Source organism: Streptomyces sp. NPDC033221 (assembly GCF_055577005.1).
Genome location: NZ_JBVIQN010000038.1, coordinates 1 through 22,660 on the forward strand (window position 1 = coordinate 1; position 22,660 = coordinate 22,660).

A 22,660-nucleotide genomic window follows, 5' to 3' on the forward strand; every position below is an offset into this window, starting at 1 on the left:
CGGTTACATTTCGAACCCGGAAGCTAAGCCTTTCAGCGCCGATGGTACTGCAGGGGGGACCCTGTGGGAGAGTAGGACGCCGCCGAACAATTTTTTCGCTCCGGTCCCTGAACCTCTGGTTCAGGGACCGGAGCTTTTTTGCGTTCCCGACGTTTTCGGCCCGGCCGGGGTGGGTTCACTCGGAAGAGTGGTCGGCCTGGCGCAGCCGGCGCGTGAAGGGTGGGAAGGGAGGACAAGGTGTGGCCAGGGAGGCGGGCGGCTGGGATGCTGTGCCGATGGGGTATCTGGTCAGACGGGTGAAGGCGGACGAGTGGAAGCGGCTGAGGGAACTCCGGCTGGCGGCGCTCGCCGATCCGCTCGCGCGGATCGCTTTCAACGAGTCCTTCGAGAAGGTCGCCGCGTACCCGGACGAGGTGTGGCAGCGGCGGGCGGGCCGGAGTGACGAGGACCAGGATCCGCTGACCTTCGTCGGCGAAGCGCCCGACGGCAGTTGGGGCGGCATGGTGGTCGTGCTCGTCGAGAAGGAGGGCGCGGACGAGCGGGACGGTGAGGCGCCGTGGGCGCACATCGTCGGTGTGTACGTCCGTCCGGAGCATCGCGGTACGGGGCTGGCGCGCGACCTGTTCGCGGCGGCCGTGGAGTGGGCGTGGAGCCGGTCCGAGCCGGCGGTGGCACGCGTACGGCTCTGGGTGCACGAGGAGAACGAGCGCGCGGCGGCGCTCTACCGGTCGCTGGGCTTCGCCGAGACCGGGCGGACGATGGCCGACCCCAAGGACGGGACGGCCATCGAGCGCGAGATGACGCTGGAGCGCGCGTAGCGGACGCCGGGGATCAGGACGGTAGCGGGGCGTGCGGCCAGCGGGCACGGGCCTGTTCCTGCGAGCGCAGCGTGGCCAGCGTCAACAGCCCTTGTGCGCGGCCGGTTTCGAGGAGGCCGGGCAGGGCGGGGAATGGCGCCAGCGCCGCGATGTCGTCCAGGACGAGGGTGAGTGGTGGGTCGAGCCGACCGGCGGATGACCGTTCGGCCATGCGGCGGCCGCGCTCGACCACGTCGGAGAGGAGTGCGGTGAGCAGCGGCATCGCACCCGGAGTGGTTCGCGGATCCTCGATGGATTCCCCTACCACGTAGAGCGTTCCCCCTTCGTCGATGAAAGATTCGAGAAGGAGGGCATCGGATCGCGCCGGATTGCAGGCGTCCCGGATGTGGATCGAGGAGAGGCTCGCCAGGGTGCGGGAGACCAACTCCTGGGCCATCTCGCGGCGTTCCGCGTGGGCGGTCAGTACGGACTCCAGCTCGCCCGCCTGGCCCGCCGATGCCTTCGGGTTCGTCCGCAGGATGCGTACGGGCTCGTGCGCGGCGCCCTTGGCGTGCGCCCAGCGGTGCAGTTGGCGGAAGGGCCGGCCGTCCACGGCGGCGGCGTGCAGCCAGCAGCGCAGCAGGGTCGTCGCGGCGTCGGCCACCGCGGAGTCGAGGGTGCTGGAGGGGCGTACGGGGGTGAGGAGCGCGGCCGCGCGGGCGGTGACGGTGCCGATGTCCTCGCAGCCGGACGTCGGTGACCAGCGCATCCGCGCCGGGGTGTCCAGGAGGTGCTGCGGGTCGTAGGTCAGCAGCGGCCCCAGCTTGGCGCGGCCGTCCTTGGTGTCGGACCAGAGGGCGGGATCGGTAGTGGCGACGACGAGCGGGCCCTCAGCCGCGGTGATGGCGGCCGCGGCGAGTGCGCCGGCGTGACGGCGGTCGGTGCCGTAGTGCACGACGGGGGTTGGGGCGGGGGTGGGGGGAGGGGCCAAGTCGGGGACGCTCTCGGGGGCGCTGGGCGTGGGCGCTGGGGCCGATGGAGCGTGCGTGGGCAACGTATCGGCCGTTGCAGGCATGGGAGCGACCACAGGGGCTTCGGGCAGAGCTGTGGGGGCGGCCACGGGGGCTTCCGGCGCGACCGTGGGCGGTGCCAACGCGGGCGTAGCGGACGCCGAGGAGGCCGTAGGCGCCGCTGGGGGTGCCGGAGGTGCGGTAGCCGCCTGCGGGCCGCTCACGGGCGGCGCTTCGCCCTGAGCGGCGCTCCCGTCCCGCCCCGCGCCCTTGCCCGCCCCGCCCCGCCGGTTGGCCCGTACGACCCGGTAGCGGGCGATCGTCCCCATGGCAAAGATCGTCAGGACGACCAGCACCAGCAGTTCGCTGATGAGGATGCCCCAGAACAGCCCGTACCCGGAGAGCTGTGCGGCGGGGGTGTCGGGCCAGGCGGCCGGCAGGTCGTGCGGGGCGGCTATGAGGCTGCGCAGGGCCAGCGGCGTACGGGTGAAGGTCACGCCGTCCGGCCAGGCGCCGTGGGTGAAGAGGCCGGCGAGGCCGGTCGCCGTCCAGGCCAGGACGGTGAGGCCCAGGAGGAAGGCGAGTACGCCGATCAGGAGGGAGTCGGGGACGCCTCGGCCCCGGCCGCCGCCCTGGCCGCCCGGATGCCCTGTAGGGCCGTGCCCCTGTCCGTTCCCGTATCCCGGTCCTTGTTCTTGTCCTTGTCCCGGCCCGTGTCCGTATCCCCGCGTCATTCCCGTGTCACGCCACCGTCTCGCTCGACTCGCCCCGGAACTGCCGTTGCATGGCCAGGGTTTCGGCCCGCTGCGCGGCCTCGGCGTCGGCCGCGCGCCCGATCGCGAGGGCTTCGTCCGTCATCATCGCGGAGCTTTCGGTCATCGCCCGGTCGGTGTAGACCAGCGGCCGTTCCGCCTCGGTGATCAGGTGTTTGACGACCTGGACGTTGCCGTTGACGTCCCATACCGCGATGCCGGGGGTGAGCGTCGGGATGATCTCGACCGCCCAGCGTGGCAGGCCCAGGACGGCGCCGGTGGCCCGGGCCTCGTCGGTCTTCTGGGCGTAGATCGTGCGGGTGGAGGCCATTTTGAGGATCGCCGCGGCTTCCTTGGCGGCCGCGCCGTCGACCACGTCGCTGAGGTGGTGGACGACGGCGACGAAGGACAGGCCGAGGCGGCGGCCGAACTTCAGCAGCCGCTGGAAGAGCTGGGCGACGAACGGCGAGTTGATGATGTGCCAGGCTTCCTCGACGAGGAAGATCCGTTTCTTCCGGTCGGGGCGGATCCACGTGTGTTCCAGCCACACGCCGACGATCGCCATCAGGATCGGCATCGCGATCGAGTTGCGGTCGATGTGCGAGAGGTCGAAGACGATCAGCGGCGCGTCGAGGTCGATGCCGGCGGTGGTCGGGCCGTCGAACATGCCGCGCAGGTCGCCGTCGACCAGCCGGTCGAGCACCAGCGCCACGTCCAGGCCCCAGGCCCGTACGTCCTCTATGTCGACGTTCATGGCCTCCGCCGACTCCTCCTCCGGGTGGCGCAGCTGCTCGACGATGTCGGTGAGGACCGGCTGGCGGTTGGTGATCGTCTCGTTGACGTACGCGTGGGCCACCTTGAGCGCGAATCCGGAGCGCTCGTCCAGGCCGCGGCCCATGGCGACCTCGATGATCGTACGGAGCAGCGCCAGCTGGCCGGTGGTGGTGATCGACGGGTCGAGGGGGTTGAGGCGGATGCCGCCGTTGAGGGCGGCGGTGGGGTCCAGGCGGATGGGGGTGATGCCGAGCTGCTCGGCGATCAGGTTCCACTCGCCGACGCCGTCCTCGCCCTGCGCGTCCAGGACGACGACCTGCCGGTCGCGGAAGCGGAGCTGCCGCAGGACGTAGGTCTTCTCCAGCGCCGACTTGCCGTTGCCGGACTCGCCGAGGACCAGCCAGTGCGGGGCGGGCAGCTGCTGGCCGTACAGCTGGAAGGGGTCGTAGATGTAGCCCTTGCCGCTGTAGACCTCGCGGCCGATGATCACGCCGGAGTCGCCCAGGCCCGGTGCGGCGGTCGGCAGATAGACGGCCTGGGCCTGGCCGGTGGAGGTGCGTACCGGAAGCCGCGTCGTCTCCACCTTCCCGAACAGGAAGCTGGTGAACGCCTCGGTGAGCGCTGCGAGCGGATCGAGCATGGCCATGACGTACGCGCCTCCCAGCGGCTTAGCGGCGGATCCCGGTCGCGAACGGCAGCGTGTTGACGAAGGCGCGGTGGTGTTCCCGGTCGCACCACTCCAGTTTGAGGTAACTCTTGCCCGCCGAGGCGCGGATGGTGCGCTTGTCGCGGGCCAGCGCCTCCGGGGAGCGGGAGGAGACGGTGATGTAGCCGACGAGGTTGACGCCCGCCGCGCCCGAGGCGAGGTCCTCGCCGCGCTGGTCGACGCGGCCATGGTGGGCCACGTCGCGCGGGTCGACCACCCGGTTCATCTTGGCGGCCCGGCTGGCCTCCGCGTCGTCGTTGGTCTTCTCCGTCAGCATCCGCTCGATCGCGATCTCGGTGGGCTCCAGGTCCATGCAGACCGCCACCGTACGGATGACGTCGGGCGTGTGCACAAGCAACGGCGCCAGGAAGTTGACGCCGACCGGGGTCAGCGGCCACTCCTTGACCCAGGCCGTGGCGTGGCACCACGGCGCGCGGGTCGTCGACTCGCGGGTCTTGGCCTGGAGGTACGTCGGCTCCATCGCGTCCAGCTCGGCGGGCCAGGCGTTGCGCTGGCTCATCGCCTGGATGTGGTCGATCGGGTGGTCCGGGTCGTACATGGAGTGCACCAGGGACGACAGCCGGCTCTGCCCGAGGGGCTGGCGGACCCGGATGTCGGCCTCGGCCAGCCGCGCGCAGATGTCGGTCAGTTCACGTGCCATGACGACGGCGAGCCCGGCGTCCCGGTCGAGCTTCTTGCGGATCAGGCCACCGCGGTGGATCTGGGCCGCGCGCGCCATCGTGTGGGCCTCGGCGGCCAGTTCGCGGGTGTAGTGCATACAGGCGACGAGGTAGGCGCGGTGCTGCTCGGAGGAGGTGGAGACCATGGACTGGAGCTGTTCGTACGAGTCCTGGAGCCAGTCGGGGGAGTCCGGGTTTCCGCGCTGGGCGACGTCCTTGGCGTGCGCGTCCGGGTCGGCGGGGAGGGTACGGGCCAGCATCTGCAGGCGGGTGACGAAGCCGTCCCCGTTGGCGACGTGCTTGAGGAGCGTGCCGAACCGCTCGACGAGCGCCTCCTGGTCCTCGCTGTCGCGCAGGCCGACGCCCGGGCCCTCGATCTCGATGGCGGCGGTGACCGTACGGCGGTCGGCGTGCAGCAGGACGGCGATCTCGTCCGGGCCGAACGGCGCGGACAGCCAGTTGATGCGGCCGATACCGGGCGGCGGGCCGACCTCCACCTCCCGGCCGTCCAGCCGGATACCGGCCTCGGCCGCGCCGGAGCGGTACGTCGTGCCCTGGCGGACCGTACGCCGGTAGCTGCGGTTGATCTCGAACCACTTGTAGAACGTACGGCCGCGGTACGGGAAGTACACCGCGGCGATCGCCAGCAGCGGGAAACCGGTCAGCGTGGCGATCCGCAGGGACAGCACCGGCACCAGCAGGCCGCACACCATGCCGACGAACGCGCCCGCGATGATCAGCGCGATCTCGCCGGTCTCGCGGTTCTTGCCGACGATCGCGTTCGGGCGCGCGCGGCCGATCAGATACGTACGGCGGGGTGTGAGCGGGTGCGACTGGGTCGTCAACGCCCGTCACCTCCAGAATTCTTGCCGGAGCGGGCGTTGCCGGAAGAGCCTGTGCTCGAACCGGAGGACGGTTGTGTACGGGAGCCAGGGGCGGCGGGGGCCGGGACACGGCCGCCGCCCCCGGAAGTGCCGGTACGGCTGCTGTGCGCGGCGACGCCGCCGGAGACCGCGTCGGCGGGCCGGGCCTGCCCGCCGCTCTGCTCCTGCCCGCCGCCACCGCCGGACCTGCGGGAACTGTGCGTCTTGATGCCCTGGGACACCAGCGCGGCGGGCGAGGAGATCACGGCGGCGGCCTGCGAGCCCTCGGTCGCCTGCTTCTTGTTCGTACGGGCCGAGACCATCTCGTCGCCGAAACCGGGGACGAAACGGTAGATCACGGCGCTGGCGAAGATGGCGAGCAGGATGATCGCGAGGCCGGAGACGACGGCCGAGATGGCGTTCGGGCCGTCGCCGGTGGTGAGCGCGCCGGCGATGCCCAGGACGATCACGATGACCGGTTTCACCATGATCACGGCGATCATGATGCCCGCCCAGCGGCGGACGTGCCCCCACATGTTCTTGTCGACCAGGCCCGCGTAGACGACCGTACCGAGCAGCGCGCCCACGTACAGCAGCGCCGCCCGGATCACCAGCTCAAGCCACAGCACACCGGCGGCCAGCACCGAGACCAGCGACACCACGATCAGCATGATCGGACCGCCGCCGATGTCCGTGTCCTTCTTCAGCGCCCCCGCGAACGCCCCGAAGAACGTGTCCGTCTGCGCGCCCGTCCCCTTCGCGATGATCTCGGTGATGCCGTCGGTCGCGGAGACGACGGTGTACAGCACCAGCGGCGTGAACGCGGACGCCAGCACGGTCAGCCACAGGAACCCGATCGCCTCACTGATCGCCTCCGTCAGCCGCACACCGCGCACGGCCCGCTTGGCGACGGCGAGCAGCCACAGCACGAGCGTCAGCACGGTCGAGGCGGCGAAGACGACGGCGTACTGCTTGAGGAAGGCGGCGTTCGTGAAGTCGACCTGCGAGGTCGCCTTCACGGCATCGGACAGCTTGTTGACAATCCAGGCGGCGGCGTCGGCACAGCCCTTGGCGAGGGAGGTGAGGGGGTCCAAGGGGTTGTTGTCGGTCAGGCCGCCGGGGGATTTGGGGGTGGTGGTGCCGTCGGCGTCCTTCTGGCAGTAGTCCTTCGCGGAGCCGATCAGCAGGTCGCAAGGGTCGTTGCTCGCGCTCGGCGACGGCGTCGCCGACGGGGAGGGTGTTGCCGACGGGGAAGCGGGCGGTGGTGTCGGGGCCGCCATGGCGCGGGCGGCCAGCATGAAGAGCGCGGTCTGGATGCCCGCCCAGGTGGACACGACCGACAGGACGCGGTGTCGTGGGCGGCGCGGACTACCTGGCATACGTGAACCCTCCGTAATCCTTGACCGCCTTGCTGATCTCGTCCGCACCGGCAGTTGGAATGTCTCCGGCGACGGGCGCGGGGCCGGGCTTCTGGGAGTCTTCGGTGATCTTCCAGTCGCCGTTCGACCAGGACAGGTCGAACGTCCAGGTCTGCCAGTCCGTACGGACCGGGTCGGTCGATCCGGGCCCGGCCATGCCGATCAGTCCCGTGTACCAGACCGCGACCTTGGCCTTGTCGTCGCCGAACTGCTCGACCTTCGTGCCGACGGGGATCGTGCGGGAGATGAAGTCCATGCCCTTCGGGGCGTTACCGGCTGCGTCGAGGCCGAGCTTGCGCAGGAAGTCCGCCGAGTAGGCCTTGTCCTGCGAGCCCTTGAGCCTGGCAGCGGCCTGCGGCGTGTAGACCCTGTCCACTATGCCGTGCCGGCTGTCGGCCTTGAACATGCCGTCGGACCCCAGGGCAGTCGCGTAATTCGCCGCCGCCGACTCCGCCCCCTGCTCCGTCTTCGCGAAGCCCGTCGCGATGCCGCCGTTCTTGCCGTCGACCGGCTTGGTGCCGGTGGGTGCGGTGGAGCGGGCGTCGGCCTCTTTCGGGCCGTCGTCGCCGGATCCCTGTCCGTCTCCGCCACGGTTCGCGAAGGCGATGGCCGCGATCAGGAGGACCACCACTCCGACGATCGTGACGAGGTTCCGGCTGGAGGAGCCCGTACGGGTGCGGCGGCCGGTTCCGTAGCTGTCGCCGCCGCCGTCCGGGAGTCTGGTGCGGGTCTGGCCGCCTGTATCCGGGCCGCCCGGCTCGCCACCGCCGTAGCCACCGCCATCGCTGAGACTCATCGCGCCTGTGCCCCCTCAACCGGCATTGCCGTCACTGCTGTCGTTTTGCCGCCCGTATATGACCGTAGCCGCGCGGGCAGCGGATCGGGCGCAGTGGTACGAGTACATCTCACCGTGACAGGACCTCAGATGTCGGGCGGAAGAGGCGAATGGGGGACTCTGCGGCATGTGCGACCACCTCGTGGGTCGCGGCTGCCGCTCGGTCCCCGCCAAGCCCTTGTGTCCCCGTCCGGTGCGCGGCCCAATCGGACCGTTGCTCGCCGGAGTGGCGCAAAGCGGAACGGTGCGGGGCGGGATGAGCGGGCATCAGCGGGTGCTCTCGGCGGAGGGGTGTGGCCGGTGGTGGGGGAGGTGGGGAAGGGGAGGGGTGAGGGTGGGCGGCGGGGCGTACGGGGGGAGGCGGCCCGTGGTGCGCTGCGCCGGGGGCGTGCGGGGGCGTGCTGGCGTGAGTGAGGTGGGCGGGGTGTGGTGGGAGGTGTGGGGGAGGCGGTGGTGCGGCGGGGTGGGCCGCGACCCGGGAGCCCCGCCGGCCGCCCCGGCTACACCGCCATCCCGTACACGATCGTGAACAGCGTGCCCAGTGACCCGATGATGAAGACGCCGGTCAGGCCCGCGACGATGAGGCCCTTGCCCTGTTCGGCGCTGAAGGTGTCGCGCAGCGCGGTGGCGCCGATGCGCTGTTTGGCCGCGCCCCAGATCGCGATGCCGAGGCAGAGCAGAATCGCTACTGCCATGACCACTTCGATCATCACGCGGGCTTCGTTGCCCAGGGTCCCGAACGGTCCCCAGTCCGGGGCGATTCCGCCAATGATGGTGGTGATGTCGCCCTTTTCGGCCGCCAAGTGCATGAATGAACTCACCGCCCCTAATGGGTCGTTGTGTACCCCGTGCCACACGGTACGGGCCAGCATCTATCTTCGCTGACAAAACCGCCATCAGATGTCGACTTGGCGGCTTTCTTTGACGGATCTCGTGGGGATTGCGTGCGCGCGGGGGCGCGCGGCACCTGGTGACCCGCCGGTGTCACCGTGTGTATCACGGCTGATCACGCCGGGCAATGTTCGAACGGTGGGGTGTGAGCGACGTCAAAGCCCCACGAAGTGGTCGAACTCCCCGGCCTTCACACCGAGAACGAACGCGTCCCACTTCACGCGCGTCGTGGTGACGATGTTGTCGGGCTCGGTGTTCGTCCGCAGGTAGACGTTGTCGTCGTCCCCGAAGGCGACCTCGATGTACTCGGGCGCGCTCTCGTCGTCCGTGGCCTTCTGCCAGTTGAGGTTCGCGGGGGGAGTGGGGGTGGGCGGCATGGAGACCTCCGTCGGGCCCGGCTGCGGGCGATGACCTCGTGCTGTCGTACGCGGAGGACTTTACGGCCCGTCGGGGCCGGTCAGGAGATGGTTACGCGCCGCTCCGGAGGGCCGCTTACCGCCTTGACGTGCCGGAGGAACGCGGACCAGCTGTGCGGCGTGGTGCAAGCGATGTCCGCGGGCTGGTCGCTCTCCCGGTAGAGCACCGGCCCGCCCGGCTTCGCGGCCACCTCTACGCAGTCGTCGTTGCCGTGCGTGCTGTACGACGACTTCTGTCAGATGACCTGCGGCATGACGGTTCCTCACTGCATGGCGTACATGAGGTGGTGGATCAAGGTCAGGGAGTCCCGGCCCTCATGAGACTCGGGCTTCGCACCGGGGTCAACCGGCGGCAGAGCCAGTTCGGACAGCTTCGTGAAGAGGGTGGAGTACCTCTCGATGGGCTGGCGGTCGCGCAGGAGGACCGATCCCAGGGGCTGCTCCATCCGGACCGTGTCGAGTTCCGGAGTCGGGCCGCCGAACAGGGCGAACGGGCGGCTGTAGGCGGAGAAACCTCCTGCGGCCGGTGAAGGGGAAGACCTGCACGGTCACGTGCGGCAGGCGGGCGATCTCGATCAGCCGGCGGAGCTGTCCGCGCATGATCTCGGCACTGCCGATCAGCGTGTGCAGGGCACCTTCGTGAATGACCGCGTGGTACGGGGTGCCGGGGTTCCGTTCGATGACGCGCTGCCGGGCGAGGCGGAATTCCACGTAACGGTCGATGGGTTCGTCGTTGTCCGGGCCCGCTGCCAGGAGGCACATGGCCCGCGCGTAGTCCGCGGTCTGGAGTATGCCGGGTACGGCCGACGGCTCGTGCATACGGACGCAGGTGGCGCCGGCCTGCAGTTCGGCGAGGTCGAGGGCCGGTCTGCCCAGGTAGGCGCGGTACTCGTCCCACCACCCCTTCCCCCGTCCCTGCGCCATCGCCATCAGCCCCCCGGGGGGATCTGGCGGACACCGCGCTGCTGCTGACGTCCGAGGTGGTGACGAACGCGGTGAATGCCTGCCGTCGCAGTGGCTGTTCGGAGCCGGTGACGGTGTACGGAGGGTGGCCGGGGCCGGGGACGCTGCGGGTGCTGGTGCACGTCGGGGCGTCGGGGCTGCCGGTGCGGCAGTCGCACGAGCACGACGGTACGGGTGGGCGCGGGCTGTATCTGGTCGGGGTGTGCGCGGACGAGTGGGGTGTGTGCCGGCACGGGCCGGGGGACGGGAAGTCGGTCCGGTTCGAGTTGGGGGAGTGAAGGGGAGGGGCGGGGTGGGGCCGCACGCCCGGGGCGGTCCTCGGGGGGCGCGGGTGCGGGCCCGTACGGCCGTCGTGTGGTGAGGTACATGCCGAAAACGGCGGTGAAACCCGCCCGTTTGGGGGAGGGTTGAGGGGTGCGCAAATTCTGGGTGGCCGGTGGGGTCGGGGTCGGGCTGGTGCTCTGCTTCCTCGCGCTGCTCGTGGTGGGCACGTACACGGCCGCCGCGGGCCTGGCGGGTGGTGCGGGCCGGGCGGTGGGGCTGGCGAAGGGCGCGGTGCCGGCCTCGTACCAGCCGCTGGTGCAGAAGTGGGGCAATCTGTGCTCCGCCATCAACCCGGCGCTGCTGGCCGCGCAGCTGTATCAGGAGAGCGGCTGGAATCCGCGGGCGCAGAGTCCGGCGGCGGCGCAGGGGATCGCCCAGTTCATCCCCGGTACGTGGGCTTCGCACGGCATCGACGGGAACGGGGACGGCCGGCGGGACGTGTGGGATCCGGCGGACGCGATCCCGTCGGCGGCGTCGTACGACTGTGAGCTGGCGAAGTACGTGAAGGACGTGCCGGGGGACCCGGCGCACAACATGCTGGCGGCGTACAACGCGGGCGCGTACCGGGTGATCAAGGCCGGCGGGGTGCCGGCGATCCGTGAGACGCAGAACTACGTGAAGATCATCACGACCCTCGCCAAGAGCTTCGAGGCGCCGGTGGGGCGGGTCGCGCCGTCCCGGCAGGCCGCCTCCGCGATCTATTACGCGCAGGAGCAGCTGGGCAAGCCGTATCTGTGGGGCGGGAACGGCACGCCGGAGCAGGGCGGGCGGTTCGACTGCTCGGGGCTGACGAAGGCCGCGTACCACTCGGTGGACATCGAGCTGCCGCGGGTGGCCAACGACCAGTGGAACGCCGGGCCGCATCCGAAGCGGGAGGAGCTGCTGCCGGGGGACCTGGTGTTCTTCGCGCACAACCTGAATGATCCGCGTTCGATCCACCATGTGGGGATCTACGTGGGCGGCGGCTACATGATCAACGCGCCGTACACGGGCGCGGTGATCCGGTTCGACAAGATCGACACTCCGGACTACATCGGTGCGACCCGCGTCACCGAAGATGGCGCGAAAGCGCTGCCCCGACCGAACGCTGCGTGAACATGGGGCCCTGAACTGCGGACATCAGTCTCTCTTCGGTAACGTCCTGGTGATCATCCGGTGGAAGCTGGAACGGCTCGGCTCTTCATCGCGTTTCCTGGGCATGGAGACATGGCGAGGCCGTGGGAATCCGGCCACGCCCGACGACCACGGGGGTTGGCAGCACTCACACGGCGCTCGCGCGCGCGAAAGGTAAGGGGCCGCGGCAGATGGCTGGACTCGCAATGGACGGGTCGAACCCCGATGTGGACGTGCTCGACGGCATCAACGGCCTCGCGAAGGACGCACCGGAGTGGCTCAACCGCGCCATGAAGTACGTGGGGGAGTACGGCCTCATCGCCGCACTCGCCGTGCTGTGCCTGATCGCCTGGTGGGGTGCGCGCAAGCGGCCGGACGCGCCGGCCGCGCTGGCGGGCCTGGTCTGGGCGCCGCTGGCGGCCGGGGTGGCGCTGCTGGCCAACATCCCGATCCGGGCGGTGGTGGAGCGGCCGCGGCCGTTCCGGGTGCACGCGGGCCTGGAGGTGCTGGAGCCGGGCAAGACCGACTTCTCGTTCGTGAGTGATCACGCGACGCTGACCATGGCGGTCGGTGTGGGACTGTTCATCGCGCACCGCAAGTACGGGCTGATCGGAATCGGCCTGGCCCTGCTGGAAGGGTTCTGCCGGGTTTATATGGGTGTGCACTACCCCACGGATGTCGTCGGCGGCTTCGCGCTCGGTACGGCGGTGGCGCTGCTGCTGGCGCCGGTGGCGCAGGCGATGCTGATCCCGGTGGCGACGGCGGTGGGGCGCTCGCCCGCCTGGTGGCTCGTACGGGCCGGCGGGCCGGTGCCCCGGGCGGTGTCGGAGCCGGTGACGGCCGTACCGCCGGTGTCGCGGGAGGAGCGGGACGAGGACCTGGCGGCGTAGCCGGGCACGGCACACCGCTCACGGGGGAGGACCGGGCCACGGGCCGGGTCCTCCCCCGTGGCATGTCCGGCCCTCTGCCCACCGCCCGCTGTGTGCGAGGCCCGCGGTCAGCGGGCGGCGGGCAGGCGGCGGATCGCGACCGGCTGGTTCAGCCCGCCAGAGACGGGGATGCAGGCGCCGTTGAGGAACGCCGCCTCGTCGCGGGCCAGCATCCCGACCACGCCGGCGATGTCGTCGGGTGTCCCGGTCCGGCCGCTGGGGGTCAGTGCGGCCAGCAGGGGCGGGACCGCGGGCGGGAGGTGGCTGCTGGCCTCGGTGGCGACGTAGCCGGGGTGGATGACGTTGACGGTGACGCCCGGTCCGGTGAGTTCGTCGGCGGCGTAACGGGCGTACGCGGCCAGCGCGGCCTTGGTGACGCCGTTCGCGGTCATTCCCGGGGCGGACGGGCCCTCGGCGTGGAGGGAGCCGAGCAGGATCATCCGGCCGTAGCCCCGTTCGAGCATGCCCGGGGCCACGGCCGTGACCAGCCGGTGCGTGGCGGCGATGTCCTGGCCGGCCTTGGTGGCGAGCTGCCGCGCCGGCAGTTCCAGGAGGGGCGCGTGCGGATAGGGGGCGGCGGCGTTGGTGACGAGGATGTCGACACCGGTGGTGATCCGGGCGACGGACGCGATCAGTCCGTCGGCGCTCTCGGGGGAGGCTTCGGGGGCGGTCAGGTCGAACGGGAGCGCGTGCACCGCGACCTCGTGGTCCGCCTGGAGGTGGCGTGCCAGATCGTCGGCCGCGGCGCGGGCGCTGCGGTAGGTGATGATCACGGAGGCGCCCATGGCGGCGAGCGCCCGCGCGGTGGCCGCGCCGATGCCCCGGCTGCCGCCGGTGACCAGGGCGGTGCGGCCGGACAGCGGCCGTCGCGGGCTCATGCCTGCCGCCCGTGGGGGTGGTGGATCGAGCGGACCCGCGCGAGGGTCGGGTCGTACGCCTCCGCAATCGCCGCCGCCTCGACGAGGTGCTCGCGGACGTCGGGGCGCCGCAGCGCTTCCTCGTACTGCTGCTCACCGGCCCACTGCGCGTAGTTGACGACGCGGTGGCCGTCCAGGCTGACGTGCAGGTTCGCGGAGACGAAGCCGGGCACGGCCGCGAAGACGTCGCGGGTGGCCCGGTCGAGGGCGTCGACCAGCTCGGTCTGCCGTTCCGGGGTGACGGTGAAGACGTTGACCAGGGTGACCAGGTCGGCGTCGGGGGAGATGGTCGTGGTGGGAGCGGTGGTCATGGGTGGTTCCTCACGGGCGTTCCGGAAGTGATGTCAGGGTATTGACATCATGGAACGAACATAGGTACACCCCCTGCCCATGTCAAACCTCTGACATGGGCAGGGGGTGTACCCCGGCCGCCCGCTCCGTCACAGCGCCTGCGGAAACGTCCTGAACAGTCCGTTCGGGTCGTACTGCTGCTTGAGCTTCGTGAGCCGGTCGGTGGCCGGGCCGTAGTAGGACTTCTTCCAGTCGGTCAGGGCCGGGTCCGTGTAGTTCTGGTAGGCGGCGCCCGAGGCGTAGCGCTGCATCGCGCCGTGGATGTCCGAGAGCCAGGCGCTCTGCGCGGAGCCGGTGCCGCCCGCCTTCCACGACGCCAGGTACTGCGCGAGGAAGCGCGAGCGGCGGTGTACGAAGGCGGTGTCGGTGGGGCGGGCCCGGTTGATCGCGCCGCCCAGCGCGGTCAGTGACGCGTTGCCGGTGACGCCCTTGCGGCTCGCGGCCTCGATCTGGCCGAGCAGGGCGCGGATGCCGGCCGCGTCGAGCGAGCGGTCGTAGAAGTCGGAGCGGGCCGCGTACGTCTCGCGGGCGAGCTTGCCGGCCGCGTCGCGGCCGGGGAGGGTGCCCGGCAGGTGGCACTGCTCGGTGGTCTTCGAGGAGCAGCCGGCGTACGACTCCATCGCGTCGAGGTACGAGCTGGGCGTCAGTCGTACCGACTTGGCGGGCCCGGGGCCGCCCGTCCGGTCGGCGAGCTTGTCGACGGCGTTCTGGAGGTCGCCGTACGAGCCGAGGGTGAAGGCCGCGACGGAGACGGACGGGGTGCCGCCGGGGCGGGCGTCCAGGTGCAGGGACGACCATATTTCGTCCGGCTGGGTGGGGCCCCACTCCTGCCAGGACTGCAGCAGGGCGGTGGCCTTCGCCCAGGGCCAGGTCAGGTAGGCCATGACCGAGCGGGGGGCGGCGTGGGTCTTGAAGCGCAGCTCGGTGACCACGCCGAAGTTGCCGTTGCCGGCGCCGCGCAGCGCCCAGAAGAGGTCGCTGTTGCGCTTGGCGTCGCACTCGACGGTCTTGCCGTCGGCGGTGACGACGGTGGCGCCGACGAGGCTGTCGCAGGTCAGGCCGTACGCGCGGGACGCGACGCCGTGGCCGCCGCCGAGGGTGAGGCCGGATATGCCGACGGACGGGCAGGAGCCGCCGGGGATCGTAACGTTGTGCTTGCCCAGGCCCTCGTAGACCTCGACGAGCTTGGCGCCGGCGCCGATCCGGGTGATGCCGCCGGAGGGCGCGGAGACCGAGTTCAGGGCGGACACGTCGATGATGAGCTTGCCGTTGCCGCTGGACCAACCGGCATATGAGTGGCCCCCGTTGCGTATCGCGACGGGGGCGTTGTAGCGGCGGGCGAAGGACAGGCACTCGGCTATGTCGGCCGGGTGGCTGACGTAGGCGACGGCCGCGGGCTTCAGGTTGTCATAACGGGTGTTGTACAGGCGCCGGGCGGCGTCGTACGAGGCTTCGCCGGCGCGGATGAGCTTGCCGTCGAGGCTTTTGCGCAGGGCGTTCCACGATGCCGTGGGGGCCGCGGGCTTGCCGGCCCGGGAGCTGGTGTTGAGACCGACGCCGCCGGACGCGGTGCCGCCCGGGGCGTCCGCGTGGCCGGTGGTGGTGCCGCAGGCGGTGGTAAAGCCGGCGGTTGCCGCCGCGAGTCCGCCGCCGGCCGCCAGTATCGTGCGCCGCTTCATTGTGAACTGCCCCTTTTTGGGCCCCCTGAGGGGCCCGCGCGCCGTGGATGCCTTCCCTCTAACCAGATGGGGCGAGGGTCCGGGGAGGTTCCAGGGGAGTGTTTATGGGGCTTTAGGGCGGGTTTGGCGTGGGGCCTGCCGGGCGGGTGCGGCGCGCCCGCCCGGGCCGGTCGTCGGGGTTCCCGCTCACCCCGTCCGGTGGTGCTGTTCCGCGTCCGTCCGTGCCTGGGAGCGGGCCCGGCGGGCCGGGCCGTGCCAGCCGCAGTCGCAGCGGGCCAGGCAGAAGGAACCTCGTTCGGTGGTGGTGGTCCGGTGGTCGGGCGGCCCGGCGGGCCGCGCTGTCGGCTCCTGTGATGCTCGGTCGTGCACGGCGCCACGCTACGCGCTCGGGGTGTACGGGCGTGACGAAGCGGGCTGAACAGTCGTTGAACGGAACGGGTCGTGGTGGTCCGGACAACCGGAACATCCCGGTCCGCTACTTCACGAGCAGAGCGGCCGAGGGGGCTCGTACGCGATGGTGGTGCAGGACAGGCGAGGCGGCGCCGTCGCGGCCGCCGTGTGCGGGGTGGGCCTGGCGGTCGGGCTGCTCACCACGGGCTGCTCCCCGAACGGAGCGGCGGCCGACGACCAGAGCCGCTCCGCGGACGGCCCGGTGGGCGGGAGCGCGGCCGGGCCGCCCTTCACCGACCGTGCCCGCCCACCGGGCGACCGGCCGTCCACCGGGCCGCGGGACGGGGGCCCGTCGGCCGCCGGGTCCCCGTCCGGCCGTACGGACTACGCCTCGGCCCTGCGCGCGAGCGTCGACGCCCTGGTCCGGGCGGGCACGTCCCGGGTGCGTACGGAGATGGAGACCGCCAGCGGCGGCACCCGCGTCGCCATCCGGGGGGCCGGCGGCCATGACTACCGCACGCGGACCGGGTGGCTGAACGTACGGCTTCCGGACACCGGCGACGGGAGCGGCGCGGACCACACGATCACGGAGATCCTGACGCCGTCCGCGCTCTACATGAAGAACCGCGGGGCGGGCGTGCCGGCCGACAAGTGGGTGCAGGTGGACACCGCCTCGCTGGCCGACGGCAATCTGGTGACCGGCGGGGCGACCGATCCGATGGCCGCCGCCGAACTGCTGCGCGGGGTGCGGGAGGTGACGTACGAGGGGCGGGAGCGGCTGGACGGTGTGCCGGTGCGGCACTTCAGCGGTACGACGGACATCGGGTCGGCGGCGCGCGCGGCGTCCGCGGCGGTCCGGCCCGCGCTGACCGCCGCGGAGAAAGGCTTCACCACCGATGTGGTGGCCTTCGACGCGTATCTGGACGACGCCGGGCGGCTGCGCAAGGTGCGCCAGCGCTTCCGCTTCGCCAACGGCACGACGGGCGGTACGTCGGTGACCTCGACCACCTCGCTGTACGGCTTCGGGGCGCCGGTTCCGGTCCGGCTGCCCGACCGGGACGACATCTACACGGGCAAAGTCGCCGCCACGGGCGGCTGAACGCGGTCGCCACGGGCGGTTGACCACGGTCGCCTCGGGTGGCTGAATGCAGTCGTCACGGGTGGCCGGACGGCACGGCCGGCGGAAGCGGCGCGGAACGGCAGCGGTGTCCGGGGCACGTGACCACGGCGTGTGCGAACTGGCGGAAATGGTCCATCCGTGCCATGCGCGGAGCGTGCGCCCGTACCTACTCTGGGCGGTAACCACCAGAAGAGTGGGGAGGCGCTCGAAGGAGGAGGTGTTGTACGTGGCCGGACACCGCAACTCGACGGTTCAGGACCACGTAGCCCTCGTCGAGATCGACCTGACTGGTGAGTTGATGATCGCGGCGGCCGCCGCGAGCGAGGATCGGCTCAGCTCGGACCGTATCGACGAGGTGCTGGACGTGGACGCGGACCGGGCGCAACCGGGTCCCGGGCCCGGAAACCGCAGGTGACAGGGCGGCGGCGCCGGGCGTGACGGCGCCTGGCGGCCGTCCGTCCGGCAGGCGCGGTCAGGTGCGCAGCATCCGTTCGATGGCCTTGGTGGCTTCCTTGACCTTCTCGTCGATGGCCTCGGGTCCCTTGACGGCGGCGTCGGCGACGCAGTGCCGCAGGTGCTCCTCCAAGAGCTGGAGGCCGAAGGACTGCAGGCCCTTCGTGCTCGCGGACACCTGGGTGAGTATGTCGATGCAGTACACATCTTCTTCCAGCATGCGCTGGAGGCCGCGGATCTGGCCCTCGATCCGGCGCAGCCTCTTGATGTGGGCGTCCTTCTGCTGCGCGTAACCGTGGATGCCCAGGTCGTGGTCGGTGACGGCGGCGGGGTCGGTGCCGAGGGCGGTTTTCGGCCCGTCGGTGGGGCGGGCCGCGGCGGCTGCGGTGGTGCCGTTGGTGTCGGCGTCCGTGGTCGTCATGGCCATCTCCCGTGGTGCGTAGGCATTCCATATACCCCTAGTGGGTATATGGTACAGAAATTCGCAGGCGCGGGCGGTACCCCGTGCAGAGCATGGTGCCCGATGGGCGACACTGAAGGAATGCCGGTTAGCTGTGGCTGGATGATGCGCCTAGCATCATCTCGACCGAATCCGATGCACCCCGAGGATTTCACGTGCGCTTTCGTCTGACCCCCAGGGAGACGAGCTTCTACGACATGTTCGCCGCGTCCGCGGACAACATCGTCACAGGCTCCAAGCTCCTGATGGAACTGCTCGGGGCGGACGCCTCCGCGCGGACAGAGATCGCCGAGAGGATGCGGGCTGCGGAGCACGCGGGGGACGACGCGACCCACGCGATCTTCCACCAGCTGAACTCCTCCTTCATCACGCCGTTCGACCGCGAGGACATCTACAACCTCGCCTCGAAGCTCGACGACATCATGGACTTCATGGAGGAGGCCGTCGACCTGGTCGTCCTCTACAGCATCGAGGAGCTGCCCAAGGGTGTCGAGCAGCAGATCGAGGTGCTGGCGCGGGCGGCGGAGCTGACCGCCGAGGCGATGCCGAACCTGCGGACGATGTCCAACCTCACCGAGTACTGGATCGAGGTCAACCGCCTGGAGAACCAGGCCGACCAGATCCACCGCAAGCTGCTCGCGCACCTGTTCAACGGCAAGTACGACGCCATCGAGGTGCTCAAGCTCAAGCAGATCGTGGACATCCTGGAAGAGGCGGCCGACGCCTTCGAGCATGTCGCCAATACGGTCGAGACGATCGCGGTCAAGGAGTCCTGACCTCCGGTGGACACCTTCGCGCTCATCGTGACCATCGGGGTCGCGCTCGGATTTACGTATACGAACGGCTTCCACGACTCCGCGAACGCCATCGCGACCTCGGTCTCCACGCGGGCTCTGACCCCGCGGGCGGCGCTCGCGATGGCCGCGGTGATGAACCTCGCCGGTGCCTTCCTGGGCAGCGGGGTCGCCAAGACGGTCAGTAAGGGACTGATCTCCACGCCCGAGGGCTCCAAGGGGATGGGCATCCTCTTCGCCGCGCTGGTCGGCGCGGTGGTCTGGAACCTGGTCACCTGGTACTTCGGGCTGCCGTCGTCGTCCTCGCACGCGCTGTTCGGCGGCATGGTCGGCGCGGCGCTGGCGGGCGGTACGACCGTCTACTGGTCGGGCGTCATAGAGAAGGTCGTCGTCCCGATGTTCCTCTCGCCCGTGATCGGCCTGGTCCTCGGCTATCTCGTGATGGTCGCGATCATGTGGCTGTTCCGGAAGTCCAACCCGCACAAGGCGAAGCGGGGCTTCCGCATCGCGCAGACCGTCTCGGCGGCCGGCATGGCGCTCGGGCACGGCCTCCAGGACGCCCAGAAGACCATGGGCATCGTGGTGATGGCGCTGGTCATCGCGGACGTCCAGGGCGCGGGCGACGCCATCCCGGTCTGGGTGAAGATCGCCTGTGCGCTGACCCTGTCGCTGGGCACGTACGCGGGCGGCTGGCGCATCATGCGCACGCTCGGCCGGCGGATCATCGAGCTGGACCCGCCGCAGGGCTTCGCGGCCGAGACGACGGCGGCGTCCGTCATGTACACCGCCTCGTTCATGTTCCACGCGCCGATCTCCACCACCCACGTGATCACCTCGGCGATCATGGGTGTGGGCTCGACGAAGGGCTCCAGGGCGGTGCGCTGGGGCGTCGCCAAGAACATCGTCATGGGCTGGTTCATCACCATGCCCGCCGGCGCGGCGGTGGCCGCCCTGTGCTACTGGTGCGTCCACCTGGTGTTCGCGTGACGGTGTGCGGCCGCTGAGCCGCTCGTTCTTGTGGGCCCGCCCTCCGGCACCGGAGGGCGGGCCCTCGTCCTTGCGGTGGCACCGCCATGCAGCACCGCAGGACGCGCTGGGCCGGCCGGCGCGGGACGCGCGGGGCCGGTCAGCCGAAGCGGCCGGAGATGTAGTCCTCCGTGGCCTGGACCGACGGGTTGGAGAAGATCCGCTCGGTGTCGTCGATCTCGACGAGCTTGCCGGGCTGGCCGACCGCGGCCAGGTTGAAGAAGGCCGTACGGTCCGAGACGCGGGCCGCCTGCTGCATGTTGTGCGTCACGATGACGATCGTGAACCGTTCCTTCAGCTCGCCGATCAGGTCCTCGATGGCGAGCGTGGAGATCGGGTCGAGCGCCGAGCACGGCTCGTCCATCAGCAGGACCTGCGGCTCGACCGCGATGGCGCGGGCGATGCACAGCCGTTGCTGCTGGCCGCCGGACAGGCCGGAGCCGGGCTTGTTCAGCCGGTCCTTGACCTCGTTCCAGAGGTTGGCGCCCTTGAGGGACTTCTCCACGATCGCGGACAGCTCGGACTTCTTGTACGAACCGTTCAGGCGCAGGCCCGCCGCGACATTGTCGAAGATCGACATGGTGGGGAACGGGTTCGGGCGCTGGAAGACCATGCCGACGGTGCGGCGGACCGCCACCGGGTCCACGCCGCTGCCGTACAGGTTCTCGTCGTCCAGCATCACCTTGCCCTCGACGCGGCCGCCGGGGGTGACCTCGTGCATCCGGTTCAGGGTGCGCAGGAACGTCGACTTGCCGCAGCCCGAGGGGCCGATGAAGGCGGTCACCGAGCGGGGCTCGACTGTCATGGAGATGTCGTCGATGGCCCGGTGGCTGCCGTAGTACGCGGAGAGGCCGCTGACGTCGATTCGCTTGGCCATGGAAATCACTGCTTCTTTCATGTCGCTGGGGAGTCAGCGGCCGGTCTTGGGGGCCTTCCAGCGGGCGATGCCGCGGGCCACCAGATTGAGGATCATGACGAAGGCGATCAGGACGAGCGCCGCGCCCCACGCACGGTCGTACGAGGCGTCGGAGCCCTGCTGCCACTGCTGGAACACATACAGCGGCAGCGACTGCTGGGCGCCTTCGAAGGGGTTGTTGTTGATCGTCTTCGCGCCCCAGACCAGCAGCAGTACGGGCGCGGTCTCACCGGTGATCCGGGCGACGGCCAGCATCACGCCGGTGGCGATACCGCCGATCGAGGTGGGCAGCACCACCTTGAGGATGGTGCGCCACTTGGGCACACCCAGGGCCAGGGACGCCTCGCGCAGCTCGTTGGGGACGAGCTTGAGCATCTCCTCGGTGGAGCGCACGACCACCGGCATCATCAGGATGGCCAGGGCCATCGCGCCGGCGAAGCCGGACGGGCCGAAGCCGAGGATCAGGATCCACACCGACAGGACGAACAGGCCGGCCACGATCGAGGGGATGCCGGTCATCACGTCGACGAAGAAGGTGACGGCCTTGGCGAGCGTGCCGCGCCCGTACTCGACCAGGTAGATCGCGGTGAGCAGGCCGATCGGCGCGGCGATCAGGGTGGCCAGGGCCACCTGCTGCAGGGTGCCGATGAGGGCGTGGTAGATGCCGCCGCCGGCCATCGCGTCGGGCAGGGTGCCCATCGAGTGGCTGAGGAAGTATCCGTCGACGACCTTCGCGCCGCGTGCGACGGTCTCCCAGATGAGGGAGGCCAGCGGGATCACGGCCAGCAGGAAGCAGATCCAGACCAGGCTGGTGGCCAGGCGGTCCTTGGCCTGCCGGGTGCCTTCGACGGCAGCGGAGATCACGAACGTACCGAGGACGAACAGCAGGGCGGCGATCAGGCCCCACTGGATACGGCTCTCCAGGCCGGCTGCCAGGCCGATGCCGCAGCCCACGGCGGCCGCGGCCACGGCGAGGCCGGCCGGGGCCCAGCGGGGCAGCCGGGGCTGTTTGAGCGAGACCGGAAGCGGCGCGCTGTCGGCGACGGGCCGTCGCGCGGTGACCGTGTTACTCATGCGTTGGCCCCCGAGTACTCCTTGCGGCGGGCGATGATCAGGCGGGCCGCGCCGTTGACGAGCAGCGTGATGACGAAGAGGACGAGGCCGGAGGCGATCAGGGCGTCCTGCCCGAACGCGTCGGCCTCGCTGAACTTGCTGGCGATGTTCTGGGCGAAGGTGCCGCCGCCCGGGTCCAGCAGGCTGGTGCCGATCAGGAAGTTGGGGGACAGGACGGTGGCCACGGCCATCGTCTCGCCGAGCGCGCGGCCCAGGCCCAGCATCGAGGCGCTGATGACGCCGGAGCGGCCGAAGGGCAGTACGGACATCCGGATGACTTCCCAGCGGGTCGCGCCGAGCGCGAGCGCGGCCTCCTCGTGCATCTTCGGTGCCTGGAGGAAGACCTCGCGGCTGACGCTGGTCACGATCGGCAGGATCATGATCGCCAGCAGGATGCCGACGGTGAACAGCGAGCGGGCCGCGGTGTCGCCGTACGCGAAGATGCCGGTCCAGCCGAGGTAATCGTCCAGCCAGCCGTACAGGCCGGTCAGGTGCGGTACGAGGAAGAGGGCGCCCCACAGGCCGTAGACGATGCTGGGGACGGCGGCGAGCAGGTCGATGACGTACCCGAGCGGGGAGGCCAGCCGGCGCGGCGCGTAGTGCGAGATGAACAGCGCGATGCCGACCGCGACCGGGACCGCGATGACCATCGCGATCACCGAGCTGACGACGGTGCCGAAGGCGAGGACGGCGATGCCGAACTTCGGCTCGGTGCCGGAGGCGGTCCAGTCGAAGTAGGTCAGGAAGTTCGCGTGGTCCCCGGATATGGCGATCACGGAACGGACGGTGAGGAAGGCCGCGATGGCGGCCATGATCACCAGGAGCGCGATGCCCGAGCCGCGGGACAGACCGAGGAAGATCCGGTCACCGGGGCGGACCGCCTTGCCGGACACCGCGGAGGCGGTGCGCGCGGGCGGTGGCGGGGGCGGGGCGCTGGGTATCGAGGGTGCTGAGTTCATGGTTTCTCCGG

The 22,660-nt window shown here is 70.5% G+C and carries 24 protein-coding genes, 1 rRNA gene and 2 pseudogenes; 9 read left to right on the top strand and 18 right to left on the bottom strand.

What is annotated here, in order from left to right; all coding sequences use genetic code 11:
- Positions 1-88 (top strand): 5S ribosomal RNA (gene rrf, locus ACZ53K_RS35025); the annotation flags it as partial.
- A gap of 151 nt (positions 89-239) precedes the next feature.
- Positions 240-818, top strand: coding sequence for a GNAT family N-acetyltransferase (locus ACZ53K_RS35030; protein ID WP_468844860.1), 579 nt, complete (start codon positions 240-242; stop codon positions 816-818).
- A 13-nt stretch (positions 819-831) separates the two neighbouring features.
- Here ACZ53K_RS35030 and ACZ53K_RS35035 read toward each other — a convergent pair whose 3' ends face one another.
- The 10 genes and pseudogenes from ACZ53K_RS35035 to ACZ53K_RS35080 form a co-directional block, all read right to left on the bottom strand.
- Positions 832-2,541, bottom strand: coding sequence for a type IV secretory system conjugative DNA transfer family protein (locus ACZ53K_RS35035; RefSeq protein WP_468844863.1), 1,710 nt, complete (start codon positions 2,539-2,541; stop codon positions 832-834).
- 7 nt (positions 2,542-2,548) lie between these two features.
- A complete protein-coding gene (locus ACZ53K_RS35040; RefSeq protein WP_468845072.1) occupies positions 2,549-3,973 on the bottom strand; it encodes an ATP-binding protein in 1,425 nt (474 codons plus the stop codon).
- 28 nt (positions 3,974-4,001) lie between these two features.
- On the bottom strand, positions 4,002-5,564 hold the full coding sequence (locus tag ACZ53K_RS35045; RefSeq protein ID WP_468844865.1) for an SCO6880 family protein: 1,563 nt from the start codon (positions 5,562-5,564) through the stop codon (positions 4,002-4,004).
- Positions 5,561-6,961: a hypothetical protein gene (locus tag ACZ53K_RS35050; protein WP_468844868.1), complete on the bottom strand. Its 1,401-nt coding sequence runs from the start codon at positions 6,959-6,961 to the stop codon at positions 5,561-5,563. Before ACZ53K_RS35050 ends, ACZ53K_RS35045 begins: the two co-directional genes overlap by 4 nt.
- Entirely contained in the window at positions 6,951-7,796 is an 846-nt protein-coding gene (locus ACZ53K_RS35055) for a DUF8175 domain-containg protein (protein WP_468844870.1), read from the bottom strand. Before ACZ53K_RS35055 ends, ACZ53K_RS35050 begins: the two co-directional genes overlap by 11 nt.
- Before the next feature lie 539 nt (positions 7,797-8,335).
- A complete protein-coding gene (locus tag ACZ53K_RS35060; RefSeq protein WP_030021086.1) occupies positions 8,336-8,644 on the bottom strand; it encodes a hypothetical protein in 309 nt (102 codons plus the stop codon).
- Positions 8,645-8,881: 237 nt separating this feature from the next.
- Positions 8,882-9,103, bottom strand: coding sequence for a DUF397 domain-containing protein (locus ACZ53K_RS35065; RefSeq protein ID WP_468844872.1), 222 nt, complete (start codon positions 9,101-9,103; stop codon positions 8,882-8,884).
- Between the two features lie 80 nt (positions 9,104-9,183).
- Positions 9,184-9,366: pseudogene (locus tag ACZ53K_RS35070) on the bottom strand (DUF397 domain-containing protein); the annotation flags it as partial.
- Between the two features lie 39 nt (positions 9,367-9,405).
- The gene (locus tag ACZ53K_RS35075; protein WP_468845075.1) at positions 9,406-9,627 is read right to left on the bottom strand and encodes a hypothetical protein; all 222 of its coding nucleotides are present in this window, start codon (positions 9,625-9,627) and stop codon (positions 9,406-9,408) included.
- 94 nt (positions 9,628-9,721) lie between these two features.
- Positions 9,722-10,072 (bottom strand): annotated as a pseudogene (locus tag ACZ53K_RS35080) (DUF5753 domain-containing protein); the annotation flags it as partial.
- 101 nt (positions 10,073-10,173) lie between these two features.
- On the opposite strand from ACZ53K_RS35080, the gene ACZ53K_RS35085 reads away from it, so the two are divergent.
- From ACZ53K_RS35085 to ACZ53K_RS35095, 3 genes are all read left to right on the top strand, one after another.
- On the top strand, positions 10,174-10,383 hold the full coding sequence (locus ACZ53K_RS35085; RefSeq protein WP_468844875.1) for an ATP-binding protein: 210 nt from the start codon (positions 10,174-10,176) through the stop codon (positions 10,381-10,383).
- 136 nt (positions 10,384-10,519) lie between these two features.
- Positions 10,520-11,524: a C40 family peptidase gene (locus tag ACZ53K_RS35090; RefSeq protein ID WP_468844879.1), complete on the top strand. Its 1,005-nt coding sequence runs from the start codon at positions 10,520-10,522 to the stop codon at positions 11,522-11,524.
- Between the two features lie 209 nt (positions 11,525-11,733).
- Positions 11,734-12,432: a phosphatase PAP2 family protein gene (locus tag ACZ53K_RS35095; protein ID WP_468844881.1), complete on the top strand. Its 699-nt coding sequence runs from the start codon at positions 11,734-11,736 to the stop codon at positions 12,430-12,432.
- A gap of 107 nt (positions 12,433-12,539) precedes the next feature.
- On the opposite strand, the gene ACZ53K_RS35100 is transcribed toward ACZ53K_RS35095, so the two are convergent.
- From ACZ53K_RS35100 to ACZ53K_RS35115, 4 genes are all read right to left on the bottom strand, one after another.
- Positions 12,540-13,349, bottom strand: coding sequence for an SDR family NAD(P)-dependent oxidoreductase (locus ACZ53K_RS35100; RefSeq protein WP_468844884.1), 810 nt, complete (start codon positions 13,347-13,349; stop codon positions 12,540-12,542).
- Positions 13,346-13,699: an antibiotic biosynthesis monooxygenase family protein gene (locus ACZ53K_RS35105; protein WP_468844887.1), complete on the bottom strand. Its 354-nt coding sequence runs from the start codon at positions 13,697-13,699 to the stop codon at positions 13,346-13,348. Before ACZ53K_RS35105 ends, ACZ53K_RS35100 begins: the two co-directional genes overlap by 4 nt.
- Before the next feature lie 129 nt (positions 13,700-13,828).
- Complete coding sequence (locus ACZ53K_RS35110; protein ID WP_468844890.1) at positions 13,829-15,418, bottom strand: FAD-binding oxidoreductase; 1,590 nt, start codon at positions 15,416-15,418, stop codon at positions 13,829-13,831.
- A 186-nt stretch (positions 15,419-15,604) separates the two neighbouring features.
- The gene (locus ACZ53K_RS35115; protein ID WP_468844893.1) at positions 15,605-15,787 is read right to left on the bottom strand and encodes a hypothetical protein; all 183 of its coding nucleotides are present in this window, start codon (positions 15,785-15,787) and stop codon (positions 15,605-15,607) included.
- Positions 15,788-15,932: 145 nt separating this feature from the next.
- Here ACZ53K_RS35115 and ACZ53K_RS35120 point away from each other — a divergent pair, with 145 nt between their 5' ends.
- Positions 15,933-16,907, top strand: a complete 975-nt coding sequence (locus ACZ53K_RS35120; RefSeq protein WP_468844895.1) for an SCO4651 family lipoprotein — start codon at positions 15,933-15,935, stop codon at positions 16,905-16,907.
- 238 nt (positions 16,908-17,145) lie between these two features.
- Positions 17,146-17,343, top strand: coding sequence for a hypothetical protein (locus ACZ53K_RS35125; protein ID WP_385228508.1), 198 nt, complete (start codon positions 17,146-17,148; stop codon positions 17,341-17,343).
- Between the two features lie 57 nt (positions 17,344-17,400).
- On the opposite strand, the gene ACZ53K_RS35130 is transcribed toward ACZ53K_RS35125, so the two are convergent.
- Positions 17,401-17,802: a metal-sensitive transcriptional regulator gene (locus ACZ53K_RS35130; protein WP_468844897.1), complete on the bottom strand. Its 402-nt coding sequence runs from the start codon at positions 17,800-17,802 to the stop codon at positions 17,401-17,403.
- A gap of 194 nt (positions 17,803-17,996) precedes the next feature.
- Between ACZ53K_RS35130 and ACZ53K_RS35135 the strand changes: the two genes are divergently transcribed.
- Together ACZ53K_RS35135 and ACZ53K_RS35140 are read left to right on the top strand one after the other, a co-directional pair.
- Positions 17,997-18,617 (top strand): DUF47 domain-containing protein, encoded by a 621-nt coding sequence (locus ACZ53K_RS35135; RefSeq protein WP_003983068.1) that lies wholly within the window; start codon positions 17,997-17,999, stop codon positions 18,615-18,617.
- A gap of 6 nt (positions 18,618-18,623) precedes the next feature.
- Complete coding sequence (locus tag ACZ53K_RS35140) at positions 18,624-19,622, top strand: inorganic phosphate transporter (protein ID WP_468844900.1); 999 nt, start codon at positions 18,624-18,626, stop codon at positions 19,620-19,622.
- A gap of 139 nt (positions 19,623-19,761) precedes the next feature.
- Here the strand turns inward: ACZ53K_RS35140 and pstB are convergent, their stop codons facing one another.
- The 3 genes from pstB to pstC are packed head-to-tail and all read right to left on the bottom strand — an operon-like array spanning position 19,762 to position 22,649.
- Positions 19,762-20,538: a phosphate ABC transporter ATP-binding protein PstB gene (pstB, locus tag ACZ53K_RS35145; protein WP_468844902.1), complete on the bottom strand. Its 777-nt coding sequence runs from the start codon at positions 20,536-20,538 to the stop codon at positions 19,762-19,764.
- A gap of 33 nt (positions 20,539-20,571) precedes the next feature.
- Positions 20,572-21,651 (bottom strand): phosphate ABC transporter permease PstA, encoded by a 1,080-nt coding sequence (pstA, locus tag ACZ53K_RS35150; RefSeq protein WP_468844905.1) that lies wholly within the window; start codon positions 21,649-21,651, stop codon positions 20,572-20,574.
- Positions 21,648-22,649 (bottom strand): phosphate ABC transporter permease subunit PstC, encoded by a 1,002-nt coding sequence (gene pstC / locus ACZ53K_RS35155; RefSeq protein ID WP_468844908.1) that lies wholly within the window; start codon positions 22,647-22,649, stop codon positions 21,648-21,650. Before pstC ends, pstA begins: the two co-directional genes overlap by 4 nt.
- Between the last annotated feature and the right edge of the window lie 11 nt (positions 22,650-22,660).

What these genes read in the sequence shown, in the direction of transcription:
- ACZ53K_RS35035 (WP_468844863.1), bottom strand. Translation starts at nt 2,541, where the DNA reads ATGACGCGGGGATACGGACACGGGCCGGGACAAGGACAAGAACAAGGA.
- ACZ53K_RS35040 (WP_468845072.1), bottom strand. Translation starts at nt 3,973, where the DNA reads ATGCTCGATCCGCTCGCAGCGCTCACCGAGGCGTTCACCAGCTTCCTG.
- ACZ53K_RS35050 (WP_468844868.1), bottom strand. Translation starts at nt 6,961, where the DNA reads ATGCCAGGTAGTCCGCGCCGCCCACGACACCGCGTCCTGTCGGTCGTG.
- ACZ53K_RS35055 (WP_468844870.1), bottom strand. Translation starts at nt 7,796, where the DNA reads ATGAGTCTCAGCGATGGCGGTGGCTACGGCGGTGGCGAGCCGGGCGGC.
- ACZ53K_RS35060 (WP_030021086.1), bottom strand. Translation starts at nt 8,644, where the DNA reads ATGCACTTGGCGGCCGAAAAGGGCGACATCACCACCATCATTGGCGGA.
- ACZ53K_RS35065 (WP_468844872.1), bottom strand. Translation starts at nt 9,103, where the DNA reads ATGCCGCCCACCCCCACTCCCCCCGCGAACCTCAACTGGCAGAAGGCC.
- ACZ53K_RS35095 (WP_468844881.1), top strand. Translation starts at nt 11,734, where the DNA reads ATGGCTGGACTCGCAATGGACGGGTCGAACCCCGATGTGGACGTGCTC.
- ACZ53K_RS35100 (WP_468844884.1), bottom strand. Translation starts at nt 13,349, where the DNA reads ATGAGCCCGCGACGGCCGCTGTCCGGCCGCACCGCCCTGGTCACCGGC.
- ACZ53K_RS35105 (WP_468844887.1), bottom strand. Translation starts at nt 13,699, where the DNA reads ATGACCACCGCTCCCACCACGACCATCTCCCCCGACGCCGACCTGGTC.
- ACZ53K_RS35110 (WP_468844890.1), bottom strand. Translation starts at nt 15,418, where the DNA reads ATGAAGCGGCGCACGATACTGGCGGCCGGCGGCGGACTCGCGGCGGCA.
- ACZ53K_RS35120 (WP_468844895.1), top strand. Translation starts at nt 15,933, where the DNA reads ATGGTGGTGCAGGACAGGCGAGGCGGCGCCGTCGCGGCCGCCGTGTGC.
- ACZ53K_RS35130 (WP_468844897.1), bottom strand. Translation starts at nt 17,802, where the DNA reads ATGACGACCACGGACGCCGACACCAACGGCACCACCGCAGCCGCCGCG.
- pstB (WP_468844902.1), bottom strand. Translation starts at nt 20,538, where the DNA reads ATGGCCAAGCGAATCGACGTCAGCGGCCTCTCCGCGTACTACGGCAGC.
- pstA (WP_468844905.1), bottom strand. Translation starts at nt 21,651, where the DNA reads ATGAGTAACACGGTCACCGCGCGACGGCCCGTCGCCGACAGCGCGCCG.
- pstC (WP_468844908.1), bottom strand. Translation starts at nt 22,649, where the DNA reads ATGAACTCAGCACCCTCGATACCCAGCGCCCCGCCCCCGCCACCGCCC.